Annotated in this window: 27 protein-coding genes; 12 read left to right on the forward strand and 15 right to left on the reverse strand. The window is 66.9% G+C overall.

Going from position 1 to position 23,321, the window contains the following annotated elements:
* Positions 1-77 precede the first annotated feature (77 nt).
* Together cysI and ABQJ54_RS00010 are read left to right on the forward strand one after the other, a co-directional pair.
* Complete coding sequence (gene cysI, locus ABQJ54_RS00005; protein WP_367852235.1) at positions 78-1,763, forward strand: assimilatory sulfite reductase (NADPH) hemoprotein subunit; 1,686 nt, start codon at positions 78-80, stop codon at positions 1,761-1,763.
* Positions 1,760-2,638, forward strand: coding sequence for a phosphoadenylyl-sulfate reductase (locus tag ABQJ54_RS00010; RefSeq protein WP_367852236.1), 879 nt, complete (start codon positions 1,760-1,762; stop codon positions 2,636-2,638). Before cysI ends, ABQJ54_RS00010 begins: the two co-directional genes overlap by 4 nt.
* On the opposite strand, the gene ABQJ54_RS00015 is transcribed toward ABQJ54_RS00010, so the two are convergent.
* The gene (locus ABQJ54_RS00015; RefSeq protein WP_367852237.1) at positions 2,604-3,653 is read right to left on the reverse strand and encodes a LysR substrate-binding domain-containing protein; all 1,050 of its coding nucleotides are present in this window, start codon (positions 3,651-3,653) and stop codon (positions 2,604-2,606) included. The two genes, ABQJ54_RS00010 and ABQJ54_RS00015, sit on opposite strands and share 35 nt — an antisense overlap.
* Before the next feature lie 464 nt (positions 3,654-4,117).
* Between ABQJ54_RS00015 and cysG the strand changes: the two genes are divergently transcribed.
* On the forward strand, positions 4,118-5,587 hold the full coding sequence (cysG, locus tag ABQJ54_RS00020; protein ID WP_367852238.1) for a siroheme synthase CysG: 1,470 nt from the start codon (positions 4,118-4,120) through the stop codon (positions 5,585-5,587).
* Positions 5,588-5,658: 71 nt separating this feature from the next.
* Positions 5,659-6,600, forward strand: a complete 942-nt coding sequence (cysK, locus tag ABQJ54_RS00025) for a cysteine synthase A (protein ID WP_367852239.1) — start codon at positions 5,659-5,661, stop codon at positions 6,598-6,600.
* A 76-nt stretch (positions 6,601-6,676) separates the two neighbouring features.
* On the opposite strand, the gene ABQJ54_RS00030 is transcribed toward cysK, so the two are convergent.
* Positions 6,677-7,282, reverse strand: a complete 606-nt coding sequence (locus tag ABQJ54_RS00030; protein WP_367852240.1) for a DUF6624 domain-containing protein — start codon at positions 7,280-7,282, stop codon at positions 6,677-6,679.
* Positions 7,283-7,413: 131 nt separating this feature from the next.
* Entirely contained in the window at positions 7,414-7,797 is a 384-nt protein-coding gene (locus tag ABQJ54_RS00035) for a winged helix-turn-helix transcriptional regulator (RefSeq protein ID WP_367852241.1), read from the reverse strand.
* A gap of 175 nt (positions 7,798-7,972) precedes the next feature.
* Here ABQJ54_RS00035 and gstA point away from each other — a divergent pair, with 175 nt between their 5' ends.
* On the forward strand, positions 7,973-8,578 hold the full coding sequence (gene gstA, locus ABQJ54_RS00040) for a glutathione transferase GstA (RefSeq protein ID WP_367852242.1): 606 nt from the start codon (positions 7,973-7,975) through the stop codon (positions 8,576-8,578).
* Positions 8,579-8,872: 294 nt separating this feature from the next.
* Positions 8,873-9,487 (forward strand): CPBP family intramembrane glutamic endopeptidase, encoded by a 615-nt coding sequence (locus tag ABQJ54_RS00045; RefSeq protein ID WP_367852243.1) that lies wholly within the window; start codon positions 8,873-8,875, stop codon positions 9,485-9,487.
* Between the two features lie 131 nt (positions 9,488-9,618).
* On the opposite strand, the gene purB is transcribed toward ABQJ54_RS00045, so the two are convergent.
* The gene (gene purB / locus ABQJ54_RS00050) at positions 9,619-10,986 is read right to left on the reverse strand and encodes an adenylosuccinate lyase (RefSeq protein WP_367852244.1); all 1,368 of its coding nucleotides are present in this window, start codon (positions 10,984-10,986) and stop codon (positions 9,619-9,621) included.
* A gap of 250 nt (positions 10,987-11,236) precedes the next feature.
* Here purB and ABQJ54_RS00055 point away from each other — a divergent pair, with 250 nt between their 5' ends.
* Entirely contained in the window at positions 11,237-12,619 is a 1,383-nt protein-coding gene (locus ABQJ54_RS00055) for a class II fumarate hydratase (RefSeq protein WP_367852245.1), read from the forward strand.
* A gap of 54 nt (positions 12,620-12,673) precedes the next feature.
* On the opposite strand, the gene ABQJ54_RS00060 is transcribed toward ABQJ54_RS00055, so the two are convergent.
* From ABQJ54_RS00060 to ABQJ54_RS00110, 11 genes are all read right to left on the reverse strand, one after another.
* The gene (locus ABQJ54_RS00060) at positions 12,674-13,243 is read right to left on the reverse strand and encodes a YggN family protein (RefSeq protein WP_367852246.1); all 570 of its coding nucleotides are present in this window, start codon (positions 13,241-13,243) and stop codon (positions 12,674-12,676) included.
* Between the two features lie 12 nt (positions 13,244-13,255).
* The gene (locus ABQJ54_RS00065; RefSeq protein ID WP_367852247.1) at positions 13,256-13,699 is read right to left on the reverse strand and encodes a DUF6326 family protein; all 444 of its coding nucleotides are present in this window, start codon (positions 13,697-13,699) and stop codon (positions 13,256-13,258) included.
* Positions 13,700-13,742: 43 nt separating this feature from the next.
* A complete protein-coding gene (locus ABQJ54_RS00070) occupies positions 13,743-14,465 on the reverse strand; it encodes a DUF4386 domain-containing protein (protein WP_367852248.1) in 723 nt (240 codons plus the stop codon).
* A 54-nt stretch (positions 14,466-14,519) separates the two neighbouring features.
* A complete protein-coding gene (locus tag ABQJ54_RS00075) occupies positions 14,520-14,906 on the reverse strand; it encodes a hypothetical protein (protein ID WP_367852249.1) in 387 nt (128 codons plus the stop codon).
* Between the two features lie 55 nt (positions 14,907-14,961).
* The gene (locus ABQJ54_RS00080) at positions 14,962-15,408 is read right to left on the reverse strand and encodes a hypothetical protein (RefSeq protein WP_367852250.1); all 447 of its coding nucleotides are present in this window, start codon (positions 15,406-15,408) and stop codon (positions 14,962-14,964) included.
* A 109-nt stretch (positions 15,409-15,517) separates the two neighbouring features.
* The gene (locus ABQJ54_RS00085; RefSeq protein WP_367852251.1) at positions 15,518-16,228 is read right to left on the reverse strand and encodes a hypothetical protein; all 711 of its coding nucleotides are present in this window, start codon (positions 16,226-16,228) and stop codon (positions 15,518-15,520) included.
* Between the two features lie 32 nt (positions 16,229-16,260).
* Entirely contained in the window at positions 16,261-17,229 is a 969-nt protein-coding gene (locus ABQJ54_RS00090; RefSeq protein WP_367852252.1) for a hypothetical protein, read from the reverse strand.
* Positions 17,226-18,083 (reverse strand): ABC transporter ATP-binding protein, encoded by an 858-nt coding sequence (locus tag ABQJ54_RS00095; RefSeq protein ID WP_367852253.1) that lies wholly within the window; start codon positions 18,081-18,083, stop codon positions 17,226-17,228. The genes ABQJ54_RS00090 and ABQJ54_RS00095 overlap by 4 nt, the downstream gene beginning before the upstream one ends.
* Complete coding sequence (locus ABQJ54_RS00100; RefSeq protein WP_367852254.1) at positions 18,080-18,454, reverse strand: GntR family transcriptional regulator; 375 nt, start codon at positions 18,452-18,454, stop codon at positions 18,080-18,082. Before ABQJ54_RS00100 ends, ABQJ54_RS00095 begins: the two co-directional genes overlap by 4 nt.
* Before the next feature lie 3 nt (positions 18,455-18,457).
* Positions 18,458-18,838 carry a hypothetical protein gene (locus ABQJ54_RS00105; protein WP_367852255.1) on the reverse strand — a complete coding sequence of 127 codons (381 nt, stop codon included), beginning with the start codon at positions 18,836-18,838 and terminating at the stop codon, positions 18,458-18,460.
* Positions 18,839-19,029: 191 nt separating this feature from the next.
* The gene (locus ABQJ54_RS00110) at positions 19,030-19,611 is read right to left on the reverse strand and encodes an FMN-dependent NADH-azoreductase (protein ID WP_367852256.1); all 582 of its coding nucleotides are present in this window, start codon (positions 19,609-19,611) and stop codon (positions 19,030-19,032) included.
* Between the two features lie 112 nt (positions 19,612-19,723).
* Here ABQJ54_RS00110 and ABQJ54_RS00115 point away from each other — a divergent pair, with 112 nt between their 5' ends.
* The 5 genes from ABQJ54_RS00115 to ABQJ54_RS00135 all read left to right on the forward strand — a co-directional run bounded on the left by ABQJ54_RS00115 (position 19,724) and on the right by ABQJ54_RS00135 (position 23,309).
* A complete protein-coding gene (locus ABQJ54_RS00115) occupies positions 19,724-20,689 on the forward strand; it encodes a LysR substrate-binding domain-containing protein (RefSeq protein ID WP_367852257.1) in 966 nt (321 codons plus the stop codon).
* Between the two features lie 127 nt (positions 20,690-20,816).
* Positions 20,817-21,962 carry a pyridoxal phosphate-dependent aminotransferase gene (locus tag ABQJ54_RS00120; protein WP_367852258.1) on the forward strand — a complete coding sequence of 382 codons (1,146 nt, stop codon included), beginning with the start codon at positions 20,817-20,819 and terminating at the stop codon, positions 21,960-21,962.
* Between the two features lie 2 nt (positions 21,963-21,964).
* Positions 21,965-22,762 (forward strand): amidohydrolase, encoded by a 798-nt coding sequence (locus ABQJ54_RS00125; RefSeq protein WP_367853532.1) that lies wholly within the window; start codon positions 21,965-21,967, stop codon positions 22,760-22,762.
* 119 nt (positions 22,763-22,881) lie between these two features.
* Complete coding sequence (locus ABQJ54_RS00130) at positions 22,882-23,076, forward strand: hypothetical protein (RefSeq protein ID WP_367852259.1); 195 nt, start codon at positions 22,882-22,884, stop codon at positions 23,074-23,076.
* A complete protein-coding gene (locus ABQJ54_RS00135) occupies positions 23,073-23,309 on the forward strand; it encodes a hypothetical protein (RefSeq protein WP_367852260.1) in 237 nt (78 codons plus the stop codon). Before ABQJ54_RS00130 ends, ABQJ54_RS00135 begins: the two co-directional genes overlap by 4 nt.
* Positions 23,310-23,321 lie beyond the last annotated feature (12 nt).

The raw sequence follows: 23,321 nt of genomic DNA on the forward strand, positions 1-23,321 counted from the left end.
GCGGCTGAAGCCGCTCCTACGATCCATACGCTGTAGGAGCGGCTTCAGCCGCGACCCGGATGTTCCAGAGAATCCCCATGCCCTCCCATCTCGAACACATCAAGACCGCCAGCCGCTTCCTGCGCGGCGGCATCGCCGAAGGCCTGGCTGACCCGGTCACCGGCGCGATCAGCGAGGACGACGACAAGCTGTTGAAGTTCCACGGCAGCTACCAGCAGGACGACCGCGACCTGCGCGACGAGCGCCGCAGGCAGAAGCTGGAGCCGGCGTATTCATTCATGGTGCGTGCGCGCCTGCCGGGCGGAGTGATGACGCCGGCGCAATGGCTGGCCTTCGACCGGATCGCCAGCGACTACGCCTCCAGCGGCCTGCGCATCACCACCCGGCAGACCTTCCAGTGGCACGGCATCGTCAAGCATGACCTCAAGCCCACCATCGCCGCGATCAACGCCGCGCTGGCCAGCACCATCGCCGCCTGCGGCGACGTCAACCGCAACGTGGTGTGCAACACCAACCCGGTCGAGTCGCAGGCGCATGCCGCCGCCTATGCATGGGCCGCGAAGCTGTCCGAACACCTGAAGCCGAAGACGCGCGCCTACCACGAGCTCTGGCTGGACGGCGAGAAGCTGGTGGGCGAGGCCGCCGCGGCCGAGCACGAGCCGCTGTACGGCGCCACCTACCTGCCGCGCAAGTTCAAGATCGGCGTGGCGATCCCGCCGCTCAACGACATCGACGTGTTCGCCCAGGACCTGGGCCTGATCGCGATCGTCGAACAGGGCGAACTGACCGGCTTCAACGTGGCGATCGGTGGCGGCATGGGCGCCACCCACGGAGACCCCACCACCTATCCGCGCCTCGCCGATGTGATTGGCTTCGTACCGCCCGGGCGCCTCGTGACGCTGGCCGAGGCCGCCATCGCCGTGCAGCGCGATTGGGGCGACCGCGAGGAGCGCAAGCATGCGCGCTTCAAATACACCATCGACACGCACGGTCTCGCCGCGGTGAAGGCGGAGATCGAACAGCGCGCTGGCTTCGCGCTGGAATCGGCGCGGCCGTTCCGCTTCGACCACAACGGCGACCGCTACGGCTGGATCGAAGGCCATGAGGGCCGCTGGCACCTCACCCTGCAGGTGGAATCCGGCCGTCTGCTGGACACCGGCGAAGCGCGCTGGCTGAGCGGCATGCGCGAGATCGCGCGCGTGCATGCGGGTGACATCAGGCTCACCTGCAACCAGAACCTGATCATTGCCAACGTGGACGCGGCCGCGCGTGCGCGCATCGACGCCATCGTGGCCGCGCACGGCATGGACGGCTATCGCCGCTACAGCGGCATCCGCCGCCACGCGATCGCCTGCGTGGCGCTGCCCACTTGCGGGCTGGCGATGGCCGAGAGCGAACGCTACCTGCCGCAGCTGCTGCCCAAGCTGGAAGCCTCGCTGGATCGCCACGGCCTGCTCGATGCGCCGATCCTGCTGCGCCTGTCCGGTTGCCCGAACGGCTGCTCGCGCCCGTACCTCGGCGAGATTGCCCTGGTCGGTCGCGCGGTGGGCCGCTACGACCTGCGCCTGGCGGCGGATTTCCGTGGCCAGCGGCTCAACCAGGTCTATCGCGAGAACGTGGACGAGCCGACCCTGCTCGAAACGCTCGACCTGCTGTTTGCCCGCTATGCCGGCGAACGCGCGCTGGGCGAGCATTTCGGCGACTTCCTGCTGCGCGCCGGCGTGCTCGCGTCGAAAAAGATCGCACTGGAGGTCATTGCATGAGCGCGCCGGATCTTCCCGCCGACGGCGACGATGTCGAGGCGTTGCTCGCACTCAACCACTGGCTGGCCAGGCGCGATGCCGAGGCACGCGTGCGCTGGATGCTGGAGCATGTGCCGGGTGCGCACGCGCTGTCCTCCAGTTTCGGTGCGCAGGCGGCGGTGTCGCTGCATCTGCTGGCGAGCCACGCGCCGGACATTCCGGTGATCCTGATCGACACCGGTTACCTGTTTCCCGAGACCTACCAGTTCGTCGACACGCTGAGCGAACGGCTTGCGCTCAACCTCAAGGTCTATCGCCCCAGCATCGGCCGCGCCTGGGCCGAGGCGCGCTACGGCAAGCTGTGGGAGCAGGGCATCGAGGGGCTGGACCGTTACAACCGCATCCGCAAGGTGGAGCCGATGCAGCGCGCGCTGGCCGAGCTGGGCGTGCAGGGCTGGTTCGCCGGCCTGCGCCGCAGCCAGTCGCGCAGCCGCCGTGCCATCGATTTCGTGGAGTGGCGTCCGGACCCGTCGACTGCGAGCAAGGGCGGCGGCCGAGCCAGCGATGGCTCGTCGCGTCCAGTACGCCAGGGCGTGTCGGACGGAGGCGGGTCCGGGCATGCGCCGGACCCGCCGATTCGAAGGAGCACCGGGAAGGCGATCCTTCGAAATCCAGGCATGGGCAGGTGGAAGCTGCATCCCATCGCCGACTGGAGCGACCGCGACGTAGGCCGCTACCTGCAACGGCACGGCTTGCCCTACCACCCGTTGTGGGAGCAGGGCTACATCTCGATCGGCGACACCCATACCACGCAGCGCTGGGAGCCGGGCATGGATGCCGAGGACACCCGCTTCTTCGGGCTCAAGCGCGAGTGCGGCCTGCACGAACTGCCGTGAGCGGCGGAGCAGCCGTGGCGGCCCGGGCTGCCGCGACAGCATCCTGGCGCTCGCGCCAGTGCGGCACGCGGGGCGGCGTTTCCGGCGTGATCCCGAGGGTGAGCAGGCGGCGCACGTCGTTGCGGTCCAGGTGCGGCGCGAACTGCGCGATCCATTCCAGCGTGTAGTCGCGCAGCACGCTGTCCTTGCGCAGCACGATCCAGGTGGTGCACAGCGGCAGCAGCGCATCCGCCTGGATCACCCGCAGGTCGGCGTCCTCGCCCGGCTGCAGCGCCATCTCGGCCAGCACGCCGATACCCAATCCTGCCCGCACATAGGTCTTGATCAGGTCGGCGTCGGCGGCGGTCATCGCGATCTGCGGCACCAGCCCGGCGGCGCCGAAGGCGCGGCGCAGCGAGGATTCCGGCCGCTTCGAGGAGTCGTAGCTCACCAGCGGCTGCGCGGCCAGCTCATCCAGGGTGGGTGCGCGGCCCAGGGTTGCCAGCGGATGCTTCTGCGGCGCCAGTACCACGCGGCTCCAGCGATAGGCGGGCAGGGCGATGCCGCCAGCCGGCGCGGCGCCGGAGGTGCTGACTACGGCCAGGTCGACGCGGCCGCTTTCCAGCAGGGCCATCACCTCGGCGTCGCCGCTGGGCTGCAGGTGCACGCTGACCTGCGGGTAGCGGCGGTTCAGCGCAGCGATCGAGGCGGGCAGGGCGAAGCGCGCCTGGGTATGCGTGGTGGCGATGCGCAGCTCGCCGTGCGCCTCGTTGCGCAGGTTCGCGGCGATCGAGCGGATGTTCAGCGCCTCGGCCAGGATCACCCGGGCGCGCTCGATAACCTGCACGCCGGCATCGGTGGTCGAGTCCAGGCTCTTGCCCTTGCGGATGAACAGTTGCAGGCCGAGCTCGTCCTCGAGCTGCTTGAGTTGCTTGCTCACCCCGGGCTGGGTGGCATGCACGTGCTCGGCGGCGGCGGTGATGTTGAGGCGGCAGTCGGCGATGGCGACGAGGTAACGCAGCTGGGTCAGGGTCATGACGATCCAGGGAATCAGGGCGATGGAGGATGTGTCGTGGCGGAGTGCTGCGCACGCATACATCGCATCGTCCGGTCCCGCATGGGGCGGTCGCTGGATGGGCTGGATTCGGCATGGATGATGGCCATGTCGTCGAGTGTATATGCATTTTTGTTCGGACGTCTATACGTATAAACGTTCATAAATTATTGAGGTTGGCAGGATTTGATTGAGCGCGGTGCTGGATGGTGGTTCCCTCTCCCTCCGGGAGAGGGTGGCGGCAGCCGGGAGAGGGTTCGGGCGGAGCGAGGTGCCGCGGCAAGTCCGAACCTTCTCCCTCGGCCCCTCTCCCGGTGGGAGAGGGGAGAAGACCGAGTGTGCATTCATGCCGTGGCGTCATATGTACTGGTGTGATCATCATTTCCGCAGGCCGAATGCACTGCGTAGCGTGAACCCTTCCAAGGTCATGCCGTCGAAATCCCGCCATGAAGCTGTATCCGCTGTTCGCCGACCTTTCCCGCCGCGCCGTGCTGGTGGTGGGCGGCGGTGCCGTGGCCGAGCGCAAGGCCGCGGCGTTGCTGGCGGCGGGTGCGCAGGTGACCGTGGGCGCGCCGGAGCTGACGCCGCAGTTGCAGCGCTGGGCGCGGCAGGGGCGCATCGCCCATCGCGCCGGTGAATTCACGCCGGGCTGGCTCGATTACGTGTGGCTGGTGGTGGCGGCCACTGCGGACCATGCGCTGAATGCCCGCGTCGCGGAACTGGCCGGGCTGCAGCGCGTATTCGTCAACGTGGTGGACGACGCGGAACTGTCCAGCTTCCAGGTGCCGGCGGTGATCGATCGCGCGCCGCTGGTGGTGGCGATCTCCAGCGGCGGCGCCGCGCCGATGCTGGCACGGCTCGTGCGCGAGCGGCTGGAAGCCTTGCTCGACCATTCGCTGGGCCCGCTGGCGGCGCTGGCGGCACGGCTGCGCAAGCGCATCCGCCGCCGCCATCCCGAGCTGGCGGCACGGCGCCGCTTCTACGAAGGCCTGTTCAACGGCCCGGTGGCTGCGCTGCTGCGCAACGGCCAGCCCCGGCAGGCGGCCGAGGCGGCCGAACAGGCCTTGCGGGCGGCGCCCGTCGAGGCGGGCGGATCGGTGGTGCTGGTGGGCGCCGGCCCCGGCGATCCGGGCCTGCTGACCCTGCGCGGCCTGCGTGCGCTGAACGAGGCCGACGTGATCCTGCACGACCGCCTGGTGAGTGCCGAGGTGCTGGAACTGGCGCGCCGCGACGCCGAACGCATCGAAGTGGGCAAGCAGGCGGGCAAGCATCACGCCACCCAGGACGAGATCCATGCGCTGCTGCTTGAGCACGCTCAGGCAGGGCGCCGCGTGGTGCGCCTGAAGGGCGGCGATCCCTTCGTGTTCGGCCGCGGCGGCGAGGAGCTGGAATTCCTGCGTGACCACGGCATTCCCTATGAAGTGGTGCCCGGCGTCACCGCCGCGCTGGCCTGTGCCGCGCATGCCGGCGTGCCGCTGACCCACCGCGACCACGCGCAGTCGGTGCGCTTCGTCACCGCGCACTGCCGCGATTCGCTGGACACGCTGGACTGGCGCGCGCTGGCGCAGGAACGGCAGACCCTGGCGGTGTACATGGGCGTGGCCGGCCTCGACAGCCTGCGCGAGCATCTGTTGGCGCACGGCCGCGCCGCAAGCACGCCGTTCGCCCTGGTCGAGAACGGCGCGCGCGCCGACCAGCGCGTGGTCACCGGCACCTTGGCCAGCCTGCCCGAACGCGCCGCTGCGCACGCGGTACGCTCGCCTGCGCTGCTGATCCTGGGCGAGGTGGCCGCGCTGGCCGGGCGGCTGGCCTGGTTCGGCGCGCCACCGCTGGGCGAAGCGGTGGCCGCCGTGCGGCAGCTCGAGCCGCCGCGGCCAGTGCGGGATGCCAGCGCACCCCTGCGCCGCCGCGCTTGACGAAAACCTTGCATGTCCCGGCGCAGCATGGCCGGACACTTCCACTCTCATTCCTCACAGGGGATCACCCCATGATCTACGACAGCATCCTCGACACCATCGGCAACACGCCCATCGTCCGCCTGCATCGCCTCGCCCCGAAGCACGTCGAGCTGTACGTGAAGGTGGAGGCATTCAATCCAGCAGGCTCCGTGAAGGACCGTCTCGCCCTGGCGATCATCCTCGACGCCGAGCAGCGCGGCACGCTCAAGCCTGGCCAGACCGTGGTCGAAGCTACCTCGGGCAACACCGGCGTGGCGCTGGCGGCGGTGTGCGCGGCGCGCGGCTATCCGTTCGTGGCGGTGATGAGCGACTCGTTCTCGGTCGAGCGGCGCAAGTTGATCCGCGCCTACGGCGGCAACGTAGTGCTTACTCCCGCCGCCGCGCGCGGCACCGGCATGGTGCAGGTGGCGGAAGAGCTGGCGCGCAAGCACGGCTGGTTCCTCGCCCGCCAGTTCGAGAACCCGGCCAACCCGGCCTACCATCGCCAGACCACCGCCCCGGAAATCCTGCGCGACTTCGCCGGCCGCCGCCTCGACTACTTCGTCAGCGGCTGGGGCACCGGCGGCACGCTCACCGGCGTGGGCGAGGTGCTCAAGGTGGCGCGGCCGGAAGTGAAGGTGATCGCCACCGAGCCGGCCGGTGCCTCGTTGCTAGGCGGCAAGGAGTGGCAGCCGCACAAGATCCAGGGCTGGACCCCCGACTTCGTACCCGCTGTGCTCAACCGCAAGGTGGTCGACCAGCTGGTGACGGTGGAAGACACCGTGGCCCGCGACACCTCGCGCGCGCTGGCGCAGAAGGAGGGCATCTTCACCGGCATCTCCTCCGGCGCCACCTTGGCTGCCGCGCTCGACGTGGCCAAAACCGCGCCTGAAGGCTCGGTGCTGCTGGCGATGCTGCCGGATACCGGTGAGCGCTACCTGTCGACCTTCCTGTTCGAGGGAGTCAACGAGGGGTCGGATGAGGTGGGGTGAAGGATTTAACGCCTAAGCTCGGTCGCCGGCGAACCGCGCAGCGGTTTGCCGGTCGACTGCAACGGTTCCTTGGGCTTCAACTTGCAACCCTCCAACCTGCGGAGTAAAGCCACTTTTCATATTGCTCTTCAAGGTCGGGTGGTGTCGGAATATTCTCACTGGCACTTTGTGCTCTTAACTCGGCAGTTCTTTCCTCGATGGTGTTCAAACCAACCGCAAGCCGCCGGTCATTGACCGACTCGGGATTCTCGATTTGATAAGGATTAAGTTGGCCGTTCTTATCCGGTTGGAACTGAGTTCCGTAAATTTGAGGCTTTCCCTCATACATCCGAATACGGTCTTCTAACATTGCCACCTGCCAAGGGATGGCTTCGCCGTCGGAAGTGGCCTGTTTAAGCAAAGACAAGCATCGTCGCATAAATGGAGGGTTGCCAATGGAGTGCTGGGCGATTAGCCATGCTGCCCATGCGCCCTCTTTACCGACAAGAGTTAACCCGGGCCAGCCATATTGATCGATGATGGCCGCTAGGCGAGCGGCGTTGTCTTTGTGCACTGCCTCCATGCGAGGGTGATAGCCTTGGAACCCAAGTGAACCGTCAGCTACCAGTTCACTCCTCACGGAAAGATCGCCTTTCGCCAATGCCACGAGCTCCTGGCTCAGCGATTCATTTGAATATTGCATCTGCGCTTTCCTGTTGATGCCCAAATCAAAAGTGGGTTCCAAGCTGCAGTGTAACCACGCAGCGTTTGGCGACGCTGGAAACGATCTCGACGCCGTTCCACAATGACTGCCCGGTAGGCAGGCGCGTGGCCTCACCCCACCACACGCACCTTCTTCGCCAGCGAAGCCCGCGAATCCCACTCCGCAATCAGCTTCTGCCCCACCCGCGCCAGCGCATTGATCGCCGGCAGCAGTTCGCGACCCAGTTCGGTGAGCGCGTATTCGGCGGAGGGCGGCGAGGTATCCAGCAGGCGGCGCGAGACCAGGCCGCGCGATTCCAGTTCGCGCAGGCGGGCGCTGAGCACGCGGGCGGAGATGCGCGGGATGTCGTGGCGCAATTCGCCGAAGCGGCGGGGTTCGGCGCTCAGATACCAGATCACGTTGGGCGCCCAGGCGCCGCGCAGCAGTGCCAGGCTTTCGGTGAGCGGGCAGGCGGGTGGCAGCACGACCTTGCTCTTGCGTACGGGGAGGCCCATGGGATGGCTCGTTGCTGGCGTGGGTGGTTCGGTAACCGCGGGGTTACCGCATTCTGCGGCCGCCCGTCGGACAGATGGTATCCAATGGTAACCATGGCGGCGTAGCATGCGGGGCTTGGATGTGCGGCTTCGGCCGGAACGCATCCGTTTCCCCGTCCCCACCAGGAGTCATCGCATGAAGCTCTATTACTCCCCCGGCGCGTGTTCGCTGTCCCCGCACATCGTGGCGCTCGAGGCCGGCCTGCCGCTGCAGCTGGAGAAGGTCGACGGCAAGGCCAAGCGCACCGAGAGCGGCGCGGATTTCTGGCTGGTCAATCCCAAGGGCTACGTGCCGGTGCTGGAGCTGGACAGCGGCGAAGTGCTGACCGAAGGCCCTGCGATCGTGCAGTACCTGGCCGACCAGAACCCCGCCAGCGGATTGGCGCCCGCGAACGGCACGCTGCCGCGCTATCACCTGCAGGAAATGCTGGGCTACATCAACTCGGAGCTCCACAAGAGCTATAGCCCGCTGTTCAAGCCCGAGACGCCCGAGGCCACCCGCACCGAGCGCAAGGAATACCTGAAGCGCCGCTACCAGTTCATCGAGAACGTGCTGGCGAAGCAGCCCTTCCTGCTGGGCGACAAGTTCAGCGCGGCCGATGCCTACCTGTTCACCGTGACCAACTGGGCGAAGCACGTGGAGCTGGACCTGTCGGGCTTCCCGTCGCTGCTGGCCTTCCAGAAGCGCGTGGGCGAGCGTCCGGCGGTGCAGGCGGCGATGGCGGCCGAAAGGCCGAAGTAGGCGAACCCGAAGGGGCATGCCATGGATGGCATGCACATCCGCGCCGGACTCGCGACTGGAAAATTCCACGGAATGGGGGCTTTTTCCCAAGCCCTGATGCCTGCCGATAGCGGGGCGCGCATCCGGTTGCGTGATGTCCCAGCATGGGCGATGGCGAGGTGATACATTCCTCGCCATTGGCTCTTCATGACGCGATACGGATCAGGGGATCGATATGCGACCAGGGAAAAGGCTGCAACCCATCCTTGCGGTGATGCCGCCTCGTTGCGAGGCTGGCCGCGCGGACCCGATCCGATGCTGATCGTGGCCACCCTGATATCGGCGATGGTGCAAATCGCTGTCGTCCTCGCCATCGCCGGCCTTGTCTATGCGGCCTTCGGCCGGAAAGCCGGCTTTCGCCGCTATGTGGGCCTGTATCGTGCGCCGCTGCCTATCGTGTTGATCGGCACGGGCATCGGCATCGTGATTGCCGCCACGGCCGTTGCGTTTCCGTCGGTGCGCGCCATCGCGGGCGGCGAAGGTACGGCGATCGCCGCCGCATTGTCCGGCCACGGTAGTGGCGCGGCATGGGTTGCCCTGGTCGTTACCGCGCTCTTCAAGACGGCGGTGAGCGAGGAGATCCTGTTCCGGGGCCTCATCGCGAAAGCGTCGATCCGATGGCTGGGGTTCCGGGCCGGGAATGTGCTGCAGGCGGCGATATTCGGTTTCGTGCATCTTGCGCTGCTTGCCGTCGCGAAGGTCGATCACTTCATCCTCTTCGCGCTCTGCGTCAATGCCGGGGTGCTCGGCTGGATAGCCGGGTGGCTCAACGAGCGCCATGCAAAAGGCTCGATCCTGCCCGGCTACGCGTTGCATGCCTCGGCCAACCTGGTGACCTACTGCACGATCGCGTTGCTGTTCGGCCGCTAGATCGCCGGATCCCGGCTTTTGCCGGGATGAGGGCGAAGCAGGTGGCGGCCACAGCGATGCGATGCAGGCGCTTTTTCCAGCAGCACAGGCGTGACGCGATCCGGCGGGTGGCGGATCGGTGCGGTTGCGGCTCAGATGTCCTTTGCCAGCGTTTCGGCCAGCCCGATATAGCCGCCCGGCGTGAGGTCTAGCAGTCGCTGCTTCGCCTCGGCGGGCAGCTCCAGTTTGCCGATGAATTCGCGCATCGATTCCTTCGTGATGCCCTGGCCGCGGGTCAGCGCCTTGAGCTGCTCGTAGGGCTGGGGCAGGCCATAGCGGCGCATCACGGTCTGCACGGCCTCGGCCAGCACTTCCCAGCTGGCGTCGAGGTCGGCGGCGAGGCGGTCGGCGTTCACGGTGAGCTTGCCCAGGCCCTTCTGCAGCGATTCCAGCGCGACGAGGGTGTGGCCGAACGCGGTGCCCAGCGCGCGCAGCACGGTGGAGTCGGTGAGGTCGCGCTGCCAGCGGCTGATCGGCAGCTTTTCCGCGAAGTGGCCCAGCAGCGCGTTGGCGAGGCCGAAGTTGCCCTCGGCGTTCTCGAAGTCGATCGGGTTGACCTTGTGCGGCATGGTGGACGAGCCGACCTCGCCCTCCTTGAGCTTTTGCTTGAAGTAGCCCAGCGAGATGTAGCCCCACACGTCGCGCGCGAGGTCGATCAGGATGGTGTTGGCGCGGCGCACCGCGTCGCAGTATTCGGCCACGCCGTCGTGCGGCTCGATCTGCGTGGTGTACGGGTTGTAGTCCAGGCCCAGGCTCTCCACGAAGCGCTGCGAGAACGCGCGCCAGTCGATTTCCGGGTAGGTGATGGCGTGGGCGTTGTAGTTGCCCACCGCGCCGTTGATCTTGCCGGGGACTTCCAGCGCGGCAAGCTGCTTGCGCTGGCGTTCGAGGCGAGCCACCACGTTCGCCAACTCCTTGCCCAGGGTGCTGGGCGAGGCGGTCTGGCCGTGGGTGCGCGAGAGCATCGGCAGCGCGGCGTTCGCGTGCGCCAGTTCGCGCAGCCTGGCGACGATGCCGTCGAAGGCCGGCAGCAGCACCTGCTCGCGGGCGTCGCGCAGCATCAGCGCGTAGGAAAGGTTGTTGATGTCCTCGCTGGTGCAGGCGAAGTGCACGAACTCCCTGGCCTGGGCCAAGGCAGGATCCGAGCCGATGCGCTCCTTGATGAAGTACTCCACCGCCTTCACGTCGTGGTTGGTGGTGGCTTCGATCGCCTTGATGCGGGCGCCTTCCTCGATCGCGAAGCTGTCGGCGATGGTGTGCAACTGCTTGACCTGGGTATCCGTGAACGGCGGCAGTTCCTCGATGCCCGGCTCGGCGGCCAGCGCCAGCAGCCATTCGATCTCCACGTGCACGCGGCGGTGCATCAGGCCGAACTCGCTGAAGATCGGGCGCAGCGGCTCGACCTTGCCGGCATAGCGGCCGTCCAGCGGCGACAGGGCGGTGAGGGCGTGGTTGGACATCGGGGTGTTCCGGCGCGGGGAAACGGCCATTTTACATTGACGGCGGCTGGATGCCCGGATGTCTATAGTGGCCGTCGGTTGTCATCCCGGCGCAGGCCGGGATCCAGTGAAGTATGCGTGCACAGCACACGAAACAGGTTCTGCGTGCTGCGCACGAGTCACCAGACTGGATGACCAGCTTCGCTGTTGTGAAGCGCCTCCGGCCTGCGCCGGAATGACGGGCAAACAATCCATTTCCGCGAGAACCGACATGGCCAATTTCCGCATCGAACACGACAGCATGGGCGAGCTGAAGGTCCCAGCCAACGCGCTGTACGGCGCGCAGACCCAGCGCGCGATCGACAACTTCCCGATTTCCGGCCTGCGCCTGCCGCGCGAGTTCATCCGCGCACTGGGCCTGATCAAGGCGGCTGCGGCCGAGGCGAACCTGGGGCTGGGCTACCTGAAGAAGGGGCAGGCCGCGGCGATCCGCAAGGCCGCGCTGGCGGTGGCAAACGGCGAACACGACGTGCAATTCCCGATCGACGTGTTCCAGACCGGCTCAGGTACCAGCACCAACATGAACGCGAACGAGGTGATCGCCCACCTCGCCGCGCGCGCCGGCGCCAAGGTGCACCCGAACGACCACGTCAACTACGGGCAAAGCTCGAACGACGTGATTCCCACCGCGATCCACGTCAGCGCCACGCTGGTCGCGCATGAGCAGCTGCTGCCCGCGCTGAAGCACCTGAAGAAGACCATCGACCAGCGTGCGCGCCAGTTGCGCAACGTGGCCAAGACTGGCCGCACCCACCTGATGGACGCGATGCCGGTAACCTTCGGCCAGGAGCTGTCCGGCTGGGCCGCGCAGATCGGCTCGGCCAGCGCGCGCATCGAGGATGCGCTGAAGCGCATGCGCCGCCTGCCGCAGGGCGGCACGGCGGTGGGCACCGGCATCAATGCCGATCCGAAATTCGGCGCGGCGGTGGCGCGCGAGCTGAAGAAGCTCACCGGCGTGCGCTTCGAGGCGATGGAAAACCCGTTCGAGGGCATGGCCGCGCAGGACGATGCGGTGGAGCTGTCCGGCCAGCTCAAGACACTCGCCGTGGCGCTGATGAAGATCGCGAACGACCTGCGCTGGATGAACTCCGGCCCCTTGGCTGGCCTGGGCGAGATCGAGCTGCCCGCGCTGCAGCCCGGTTCATCCATCATGCCCGGCAAGGTGAACCCGGTGATCCCCGAGGCGGTGGCGATGGTGGCCGCGCGGGTGATCGGCAACGACGCCGGCATCGCGGTGGCCGGCCAGTCCGGCAACTTCCAGCTCAACGTGATGCTGCCGCTGATCGCGCTGAACCTGCTCGAATCCATCGGCATCCTCGCCAACGTCTCGCGCCTGCTCGCCGACAAGAGCATCGCCGGCTTCGTCGTGAACAAGGCGCGGGTCAACCAGGCGTTGGCGCTGAACCCCATCCTGGTCACCGCGCTCAATCCCGTGATCGGCTACGAGAAGGGCGCGGCCACCGCGAAGCAGGCCTACAAGCAGCATCGCCCGATCCTCGACGTGGCGCTGGAAACCACCGGGTTGTCGAAAGCCGAGCTGCAGAAACTGCTCGACCCGCTGGCGCTGACCAAGGGCGGCATTCACGGCGAGTAACCGATCGCCTTGGGCAGAAACGACAACGGGTGCCGCGGCACTCGTTACCGTTTGTTACCCGCGTCGCGCGGCCATTGCTTCACAATCGCTGATGGCGCTGGCCTCGATGATCCCTGCATAGGGTTTGAATGCGGCGAGCTGCCCGGCGAGGCTGTCCTGCGCCGCCTTGATACCGGCCAGATCATGGCAGGTCTTCAAGATCGCCTCCGCCACCTGCGGTGACTTGGCTTGGATTTTCTTGTCGATATTGCCGGTGTTGCCGCTGGCAATATCCCGCGCGACGCTCTTGATCGCGTGCCCAGTAGCTGCCGCATCGGCCATGTCGGTGGCGAGGTCGTGGCCATTGATGGCCAGCACGTTGCGGTAGTAATCCTGCAGCAATGCGCGCTGGACGGCGTTGACCGTCGTCGGCTGTCGATCGATGCTCAGGTCGCCGGCGGCGCTGATGAGCGCTTCCGGTGCGCTTGGCACGCGCAGGGCGACGTCATCCTTGCGCAAGGTGATGTCACCGGTGACCTGGCCTCCGCTACGAAAGCTGATGACGTTGGTATTGCCAGATTCTCTGCCACAGCCAACTATCAGGGCGGTCAACACCAGCAACCCGATCACGCGTTGGTAAGACATTTAGACATACTCCTATTGGGTAACGTAGCAAGCAGTGGTCAGGGCTCTCGGCCAGCGCCATGCGTACCACACGGCCAACGACTGCAGCACGACCTCGATGGCGCTGAGAAAAACGTAGAACACCCAGGACCCCGGTATCGTCATCAGCACGATCGCAGTCAGCAGCGCGCCCACGAGGATATTCAGCCAGCGAGTCAGTCTGGGCGGCAGCGCCAGCGACAGGAAAATCATCACGGCGGGCACGGCGATCAGGATGGCCACGACAAGCAGTGAACCCTGGCTGGCAGGTCCAAGCAGACCCTCGCCAGCCAAAATCCCCTTGATATCCCCGGGCCGGTAAAGCCCGAGGAAATCGCCGTAGATGTAGCAGAACATCACGGACGTCCACAGCGCGGCCAGCTTCAGCCTGACCGGCACCTTGATGTCTTCCAGCGGCCTTGCAGTCGTCGGGTTCAAAACGTGCTCCCTTGTGTTCGGTTGAAGCAGCGGCAGGCCGGTTTCAGGCACCCGCAGGCGTCGGTGCATCGTCGTGCAGGCGCCGGAACCCACGCCGTGCGCCCATCGCCAGCAGCCACAGCATGAACAGCACCTCCACGAACTGCAGCGGGCCGAGCAGGCTGGACAATGTGTCCTGCCAATCCGGTCGCAGCGCCCAGGCCAGGCTCTGGATCGCGTAGGCGAGGCCATTGAGGATCAGGCCATAGCCGAACAGGCGTGGCAGGAAACCCGAGCGCAGCACCAGCAGCGCCAGCGGGAACAGCCACAAGCCCCACAGCCATTCGGCGGCGCCCACGGTCTGCCCGTGCAGGTGCAGGAACAGTGTGGCGAGTGCCGCGCGCTGGGCCGGATCGAATGCGGCCAGTGCATTCCCGCCGTGCACCAGCAGCAGCGCGGCGGCATCGTTGACCACGTTGAAGAAGTACAGCGCCGGCACCAGCGCGCCGCCAAGCAGCAGCATCGCGATGCCGTGGCGCCGGTTCACCTCGCCGAGCAGGCGGTAAAGCGCCAGCACCATGAAGGCCTGCAATGCACCGCAGACCAGGTCGGCGGCGAGGCCGAGCCGGAACAGCATCTCGTGGGTGGCGATGTTGGCGACGGTGGCGGCTGCGTTGTCGTCCACGAATAAGCTGCTTGGCACGTAGATCAGGCGGTATGGCGCGATCAGCACCACCAGAAGGTAGAGCAGGCCGGCCAGTCGTGCGGTTCGATCCCTTGGACTCACGAGTGTTTCCTTGCGGCGTGGGGCACGACAGGTGAGACGGAGCAGTGCGCTTGCTCAGGGGCTTGGGTGCACCAGTGCGGCCAGTTCGCCTGCAGGCAAGGCCACCTGCACGTTGCTCTGGCCCCTGTGCACGGTCAGCTTGCAGGCAGCCTGCAGGTGCGCGTTCACAAAGATCGTCAGATCGACCACGTGCGCCACGGGTTGGCCATCGGCCGCGACGATCACGTCGCCTTGCCGCAACCCGTCGTGGCCAGCCGGCTCGATGCGGTTGATGCGGATGCCCTTGCCCTCGGGCGAGGCGAGGTCGAGCGCGCGGCCGTTGCTGGTGTGCCAGGTCAGGTTGTCGCGGGTACCGTGGATTTTCAGGTAGCCATCGGCTTGCGCTGGCAGCGCAACGGCGGTCGCGGCGGCGAGGGCGCCCAACAGGATCAGGGTTCGCATGCGGATGTTTCCTCGATGATTCGATGGATGAAATGGCGCGCGTGGCGGCCGCGGCTCAGCTCTTCGCGTCCTTTACGCAATTCGTCGCGTCGTCGGCGCCGACGATGGCGGCGTAGGGTTTGAAGGCTGTCAATTGCGCCGCGAGCTGATCCTGCGCGGCCTTGATGGCGGCGGTAGCCTTGCAGATGCCGAGAGTCAGATCCTGCAGTTTGCTGGCGCCGGTTTCGGCCGCGGTGTCGGCCTTGCCCGGCGTGGACGAGGCCTTGGCGGCGATGGCCTTGGCCGCCGTCTCGATGCCGGCCTTGCCCATGGCCAGTCCGGTTTCGTGCACGGAGCGCACGCTGCGGTTGTATTGCGCCAGCAGGGTGCGTTCGGCGGGCGTGACCTCCACGGGCTTGTCATTGACCGTGAACCCGCCGTCAGCGGCGATGTCGGCTTCCGGTGCGCCATCGACATGCAGGACCACCACATCCCCGTACAGCTTGATCGCGCCGTTTTCCATGGTGGTGTCGGGGATGCTGCAGGCGGCGAGCAGGGCGCAAAGCAGGACGGTGCAGGCGAGAGAGCGAGGATTCATCGTTGGGTTCCGTTGACGATGGCGTGGGTCGTTATCAGTCGGAGAATACGGCGAAGCCCTTCTTGCCGTTGCTGTCGACGATGTCCTTGCCGCAGTCGTCGACGTCCTTCTGGGTCATCGTGGCGTAGGGCTGGAACGCCGGCATGGCGGCCGCCAGCTTCTGCTGCGAGACGAGCAGGTCGGGCAGGCGCTTGCACAGGCGCAGGGCGGCCGCCTGGATCTTGTCGGTCTGCGGCTTGATGCTGGCCTCGATCTCCTTGTCGCTCTTGCCGCCGAGCGCGCCGAGGATTGCTTCGCGGGCCGCGTTGACGCCCAGGTCGGCACCGCTGGCGCCGATGTCCATGCCGGCTTCGGCGATGCCGATGATCTGCTGGCGGTAATCCACCAGCATGGCGTGCTGTTCCGGGGTGGCATCGACCTTGTTGCCCGCGATCAGTAGGTCGCCCTGCGGGGTGATCGCGGCCTTGGGGCGATCGTCGTGGCTGTTGCGCTCGCCCTTGCCGATGCGGACGTTGGTGACATCGAGGTTCTGGGTGACCAGCTCCTGCTTGGCCTTGTCGATGCCTTTCTGCACTTCCGCGGCAATGACCGATGGCGAGGTCTGCTGCCGGGCTTCCTGCATCGCCTTGGCCACGTCGCCGTTGGCGCTGGTGCCCGTGTCGTTCTGGCTGGACTGGCTGCAGGCCGTGAGCGGCAGCAGCAGGGTCAGGGCGAGGATGCTGCCGGTGAATGCGTTGCCTTTCATTGTTGTTCTCCCCGTTTGAGTACGACTGGATATCAGTTGTCGTCGCGCCAGCGGCGCAGCCAGATCGCGCCGACGAGCAGGGCGAGGCCGGCGACCGCGCCGATCCAGAAGCTGGGCGTGCCCATCACGCTGTAGGCGCTGCCGAGGTTCAGCACGTCCAGGGCCGCGCCATTGCTCACGTTCTGGTAGTTGCCCGCGCTCAGCCAGCTGCCCGGGAACACGCTGAGCAGGATGCGGCCGCAGACGTCGCTCCAGTACCAGTGGTTGCCCATGACTGGTGCGCCCATCAGGTTGAACCAGCCCAGCATCATGCCCACCGCGATCGGCAGCACCGCGGCCCACAGGAAGGGCTTGCTGCGTGCCCAGGCGGAGCAGAGCAGCAGCCAGCCCGTGGCGGGCAAGGCCCACAGCGCGTACAGCGGGATGGTGCCGACCAGGTTGGCGATGACCCGGAACGGATGCGCGTAGGCCAGCAGGTGCCAGGCGCCGACGCCGTGGAAGGACAGCGTGATGACGTACATCAGCAGCATCGCGATGCCGGTGACCACGCCGCAGACCACCGCGATCACCGGTGCCAGCAGGGTGCCGGCCACCACCTTGGACAGCACGGTGGCGGAGTCCGACAGCGGCAGCGATTTCCAGAACAGCAGGCTGCGGTCGCGGCGGTCGTCGTACAGCGCGCCGAGGCAGTAGAAGAACACCACGAAGCCCAGCACGATGCTGATGATGAACGTGGTCGAGTACATCACCATGTCCATCAGCGTGCCGGCCCGGACCGCCTCGTCCGCGCTCAGTGCGTGGTCGAGGATGTGGATGCGGGCGTTGAACAGGGAGTGGATGCCGTGCTGCGCGCCGAACACCTCGCCGGCGATGACGCCCATCAGGTTCAGCAGCAGGAACACGCCGCCGGTGATCACCGGCGCCCACAGGAAGCCGCCGCGGTGTTCCCAGAACTCGCGCTTCACCAGCCAGTACATTTCGTTCAGAGCCGGGGTTTTCATGCGTAGGTCCCTTTCATGGTGGCGACGAACAGGTCGCTGACGGAGGGGCGGCGGATCTCGCCCAGCACCTCCAGCCGCGCGCGGTCGGCGCCGTCGAACAGGAAGATGCTCTTGCCGAACACCTGGCGCTCGTCCAGCGGCTTGAGTTGGCGGGCTTCGGCGGCCTTGTCGGCGCCTACCATCACCTCGACGAAGCGTTCGCCCACCGCGTCCATGTCGGCGTCCAGCACGATCCTGCCGTCGCGGATGAACATCAGGTCGGTGAGGATGTGCTCGACTTCCTCCACCTGGTGGGTGGTGACGATGATGGTCTTGTTCTCGTCGAAGTAGTCTTCCAGCAGGCTCTGGTAGAACTGCTTGCGGTAGAGGATGTCCAGGCCAAGGGTGGGTTCGTCCAGCACCAGCAGGCGCGCGTCGATCGCCATCACCAGCGCCAGGTGCAGCTGCACGATCATGCCCTTGGACATCTGCTTGACGCGCTGGTTGGACGTGAGCTTGGTGCGGGCGAGGAAGGCCTCGCACTTCTTGCGGTCGAAGCGCGGATGCGTGTTGGCGACGAAGTCGACGACTTCGCTCACGCGGATCCAGCGCGGCAGCACCGCCACGTCGGCGATGAAACAGACCTGTTCCATCAGCTTGTTGCGCTGCTTGCGCGGGTCGAGGCCCAGCACGGAAAGCTCGCCCTGGAAATCGGTGAGGCCGAGGATGGCCTTCAACGCGGTGGTCTTGCCCGCGCCGTTCGGGCCGATCAGGCCCACGATGCGGCCGGATTCGATGCGGAAACTCGCATTGTCCAGCGCGGCGGTGTTCTTGTAGCGCTTGCTCAGGCCGCTGGCGGCGACGACGGCGTTCATGCGTGCTTCTCCGGCTCGGCCTGCGTCTCGCGCAGCAGGGTCTTCAGGTCCAGGCCCAGCCGCTGCAGGCGGGCGTACAGCGCGGGCCACTCCTCGCGCAGGAAGCGTTCGCGCTCGGATTTCAAGAGTTCTTCGCGTGCACCCTCGATGACAAACATGCCCAATCCCCTCCTTTTCTCAACCAAGCGTTCGTCAACCAGCTCCTGGTACGCCTTCGACACGGTCAGCGGATTGATCTGGAAATCCGCGGCCACCTGGCGCACCGACGGCAGCGGGTCGCCCTCGTTCAAGGCGCCATCCAGGATCATCGCCACCACGCGTTGGTGCAGTTGGCGATAGATCGGGATGCTGTCGTTCCAGGTGATGGTCATGGATTATTCCTTGCTGCTGGCGATGCCGGCCGTCGTGGTGCCAAACGAATAGTAGGGCATGGCCAGCTGTGCCCCGAGCTGGGCGGCACGCCCGCCATCGGGCAGGGTGACGATGCCCACCGCAGCGTGCTCCAGCAGGGCCGCAGCCTTCAGTTCGGCAGCCGTGGGAGTGACCTCGACCGGGGCCAGGTTGGTCACGTGAATGCCGTTGATCCAGGCGACCTCGGGCGTGCGGACGGGCAGGTTCACCACCGCCAGGGTCAGGGTGGTCATTACAAGGGCGGCGGCGGAGGCGATCCAGTGCCGGGCCGGGATCAGGGTGGAGACGAAGACGTCGTCGGCGACGACGGGGCGGTTCGTGCTGGACTCGTGCTTCGCGTTCATGTCGGCTCTCCTTTAGTGAGCTCGTGGACCGGTGTTGTAGTGAACTATAACACTGATAATTGAACCGTCAAGCACTGCAAGCGTGTTTGGCAACATGACTGATGGCAGGGGTGGGGCGCACGGGCGCGGAAAAGCGCGAGGCCAGCACTATGGCCGGCCTCGCGGGGTCTTGCTTCGTGCTGGTGGACGGCTCAGGCGGCTTGGGCGACGCCACTGCCCAGCGTGCCGATGGCCTGGCGCGCCGAAGCCAGCGCGCCCGCCTTGTGCTCGACGCTCATGTTGACGCCTTCGGCGCGCACGAACTCCACCAAGTCGATGCCCAGGAAGCCGAGCAGGGCGCGCAGGTAGGGCTCCTGGAAGTCCATGGGGCTGCCGGCATGCATGCCGCCGCGGCTGGAAGCCACGATCACGCGCTTGCCGCCGGCCAAGCCCTCGGGGCCATTCGGGCCGTAGCGGAAGGTCTTGCCCGCCACCGCGATGCGATCCAGCCAGGCCTTGAGCTGGCTGGGGATGCTGAAGTTGTACATCGGCGCACCGATCACCACGACGTCGGCGGCGAGGAATTCGTCCAGCATCTCGCTGCCGCGCACCGCGGCGGGATCGGCGGCGTCGGCCACCGGCGTCCAGTGCGGCAGCGGCTGGGCGGCGAGATCGTGGTAGCGGATTTCGATGCCCGGGTGCAGGCGCTGCAGTTCGGCGACGACCTCTGCGGAAAGCTGGCGCGAAACCGAATGGCCGCCCAGCGCGCTGGAATCGATATGCAAGAGTTTCATGGCAGTTTCCTGATCGGGCCGGGGTATCCGGCAACGCGATCAAGGTATATTTGGAACAATCCGGTGATAAGCCGGCAAAATCCGAACTTATCGTTCGAAAAGGGAAACGGTCATGCTGCAGTTGGACGGCGCCTTGCAGGATCTCAACGACCTGTACTTCTTCGCAGCCGTGGTGGAGCACGGCGGCTTCTCCGCGGCGGGACGAGCCCTGGGCGTGCCCAAGTCGCGGCTCAGCAAGCGGGTGTCGCAGCTGGAGGAACGCCTTGGCGTGCGCCTGCTGCAGCGGACCACCCGCCGCTTCGTGGTCACCGAGGTGGGCGAGCGCTTCTACGCGCATTGCCGTGCCGTGCTGGAGGAGGCGCGCGCCGCGCAGGAGGCGGTGGACGAGCTGCGTGCCGAGCCGCGCGGCGTGGTGCGCCTGAGCTGCCCGGTGTCGCTCACCCAGACCATCCTGGCGCACGTGCTGCCGGACTTCCTGGTGCAGTACCCGCGGCTGCAGGTGCGTGTGCTTTCCAGCAACCGCCGCGTGGATCTGCTCGGCGAGGGCTACGACCTGGCGATCCGTGTGCGCAGCAAGCTCGATACCGACGCCAACATGGTGGTGCGCAGCTTCGGCCAGTCGCGCGTGCTGCCGGTGGCCGCCCCGGCACTGCTCGACGCGCAGGGGCGGCCGCAGCACCCCGACGAACTGGCGAAGCTGCCGGCGCTGTCGATGCAGGAGCACGAAGGTCCGCAGACTTGGGAGCTGATCGACGCTTCAGGCGAGCGCGTCAGCGTGGAGGTGAATGCGCGCCTGATCTGCGGCGACTTCGCCGTGCTGCTGGAGGCGGCACGCCGTGGCATCGGCGTCACCCTGCTGCCGGAGTTCGTCTGCGCACCGGCGGTGACCCGTGGCGAGCTGGAGGTGCTGCTGCCGGAATGGAGCGCGCCGGAAGGCACCATGCATTTCATCTACCCCAGCCGCCGCGGCATGCTGCCGGGCGTGCGTGCGCTGGTGGATTTCCTCGCCGAACGCCTGCCTGCCACCACCCTGCGCAAGCACGAGGAGTGCAAGACGCGCGCGTTGCCGGAGCTGTAGGAGCGCACCCTGTGCGCGATGGCTCTTGGCTCCGATCGAAGCGCAAGGCATTCGTGCACAGGGCGCGCTCCTACAGGAGATGCATGCGCATGCTACGCTTTCGTTTGGACTTCCATATGGCAAAGCGATGAAGATCGACACCAAGCTCCCCAAGGTCGGCACCACCATTTTCAGCGTGATGAGCCAGCTGGCGCTGGAGCACAAGGCAGTGAACCTGGGGCAGGGCTTTCCCGATTTCGAGCCGCCGCAGGGCCTGCGCGATGCGCTGGCGCGCGCGATGAACGAGGGGCGCAACCAGTACGCGCCGATGCACGGCACCGCGCCGCTGCGCGAGCAGATCGCGGCCAAGACCGGGCGCATGTACGGCCATCGCCCCGACGTGGACGCCGAGATCACCGTCACCTCCGGCGCCACCGAGGCGCTGTTCGCGGCGATCGCCGCCGTGGTGCGCGCGGGCGAGGAGGTGATCGTGTTCGATCCCGCCTACGACAGCTACGAGCCGGCGATCGAGCTGCAGGGCGCGAAGGCGGTGCACATCCCGCTGATCGCGCCGACGTTCGCGGTGGACTGGCAGCGCGTGCGCGACGCGGTGACGCCACGCACGCGCATGATCCTGATCAACAGCCCGCACAACCCGTCGGGCGCGGTGCTGTCGTCAGCCGACCTCGAAGAGCTGGCGACGATCGTGCGCGACACCGACATCGTGGTGCTGTCCGACGAGGTGTACGAGCACATCGTCTATGACGGCAGGCAGCACGAGAGCGTGCTGCGCCATCCCGAACTCGCCGCGCGCAGCTTCGTGATCTCCTCCTTCGGCAAGACCTACCACTGCACCGGCTGGAAACTGGGCTATGCGGTGGCGCCCAAGGCGCTCACTGCGGAATTCCGCAAGGTGCACCAGTACCTCACGTTCTGCAGCTTCCATCCCGCGCAGGCCGCGTTCGCCGAATTCCTCGCCAGCGACCCGCAGCATTACCTGGAACTGCCCGCGTTCTATCAGGCCAAGCGCGACCGCTTCCGCGCGCTGCTGGCGCCCTCGCGCTTCAAACTGCTCGACGTGCCGGGTGGCTACTTCCAGCTGGTGGACTACTCCGCGATCCGCGACGAGGACGATCTCGCCTTCAGCCGCTGGCTGGTGGAGCAGGGCGGGGTGGCGGCGATCCCGCTGACGCCGTTCTGCGAAACCGCGCCGGGCACGCGCCTGCTGCGCCTGTGCTTCGCCAAGAGCGATGCCACCATGGAGGCGGCCGCCGAGCGGCTGTGCAAGCTGTGAGTTTGCAGACCTTGACCGTTTCGCTGGTGCAGGGCGCCACCCGCTGGCACGACGCCCCGGCCAACCGTGACTACTACGGTGCGCTGGTGCGCCGCGCGCGCGGCAGCGACCTGATCGTGCTGCCGGAAACCCTGCTCTCCGGCTTCAGCAACGACACGGGTGCCAGCGCCGACACCATGGACGGCGAGGGCGTGGCCTGGCTGCGCGCGCTGGCCGCCGAGGTGGGTGCGGTGATCTGCGGCAGCCTGGCGATCCGCGAAGGCGGCACCGTCTACAACCGCCTGCTGTGGACGCGGCCCGACGGCACGTTCGAGCAATACGACAAGCGCCACCTGTTCCGCATGGCCGGCGAGCACACCCGCTACGGCGGCGGCAACGAACGGCTGATCGTGGAACTTAAGGGCTGGCGCATCCTGCCCCAGGTCTGCTACGACCTGCGTTTCCCGGTGTGGCTGCGCAACCGCCGGCTGGAAAGCGCCGCAGGCGGCATGGACTACGACCTCGCCATTTTCGTGGCGAACTGGCCCGCACCGCGCCGTCAGCCCTGGCGCACCCTGCTGCGCGCCCGCGCCATCGAGAACCTGGCCTGCGTGATCGGCGTGAACCGCGTGGGCGTGGACGGTAACGACCTGCCTTACGCCGGCGACAGCGCGGTGATCGATCCGGTGGGCGAGCCGCTGGTGGAGTGCGGCGCGCTGGAGCAGGTCGCCACCCTCACCCTCGATCCCGCGCCGCTGATCGCCCATCGCGAGCGCTTTCCGGCGTGGATGGATGCCGATGGGTTCACGTTGACCCTGTAGCACGCGCTGGCTCCCCGCCAGCAAATCCCAACAATTCCATCATGTTTGCGGCGGCGACAGGCGCATGATGCCGAGCAGCCGGCAGCGTGCCGCGTCGTCGCCGCGAATGGGGAGGAGCCATGTCCAGCGGCGCCTGGCAGGGGTTGGTCAAGGCAATGCAAGGTCGCGTATTGCGGCCCGGCGATGCGGATTACGAGTTGCGGCGCCGCGTGTGGAATGGCGCGATCGATCGCCGTCCGCTGACCGTCGCGCAATGTGCGGACGCCGACGACGTCTGCGCTGCGGTCTGCTTTGCGGTGCGCGGTTGCCGATGACGGTGCGCGGCGGCGGTCACAACGTGGCCGCACTGGCGGTGCGCGAGGATGCCCTGATGCTCGATCTGGGGTTGTTGAACCGCGTCGAGGTAGAGGCCAGGCGCGCATCGCGCGCGTGGGCGGCGGTGCGCTGTGGCAGGACGCGGCGACGCAACCGCATGGCCTGGCCACCACCGGCGGCTTCGTGTCCACCACCGGCGTGGGCGGCCACGCGCGTGACCGCCGACAACTGAGCGGCGCGGGCG

This window comes from Rhodanobacter lycopersici (assembly GCF_040812335.1).
GTDB lineage: Bacteria > Pseudomonadota > Gammaproteobacteria > Xanthomonadales > Rhodanobacteraceae > Rhodanobacter_A > Rhodanobacter_A lycopersici.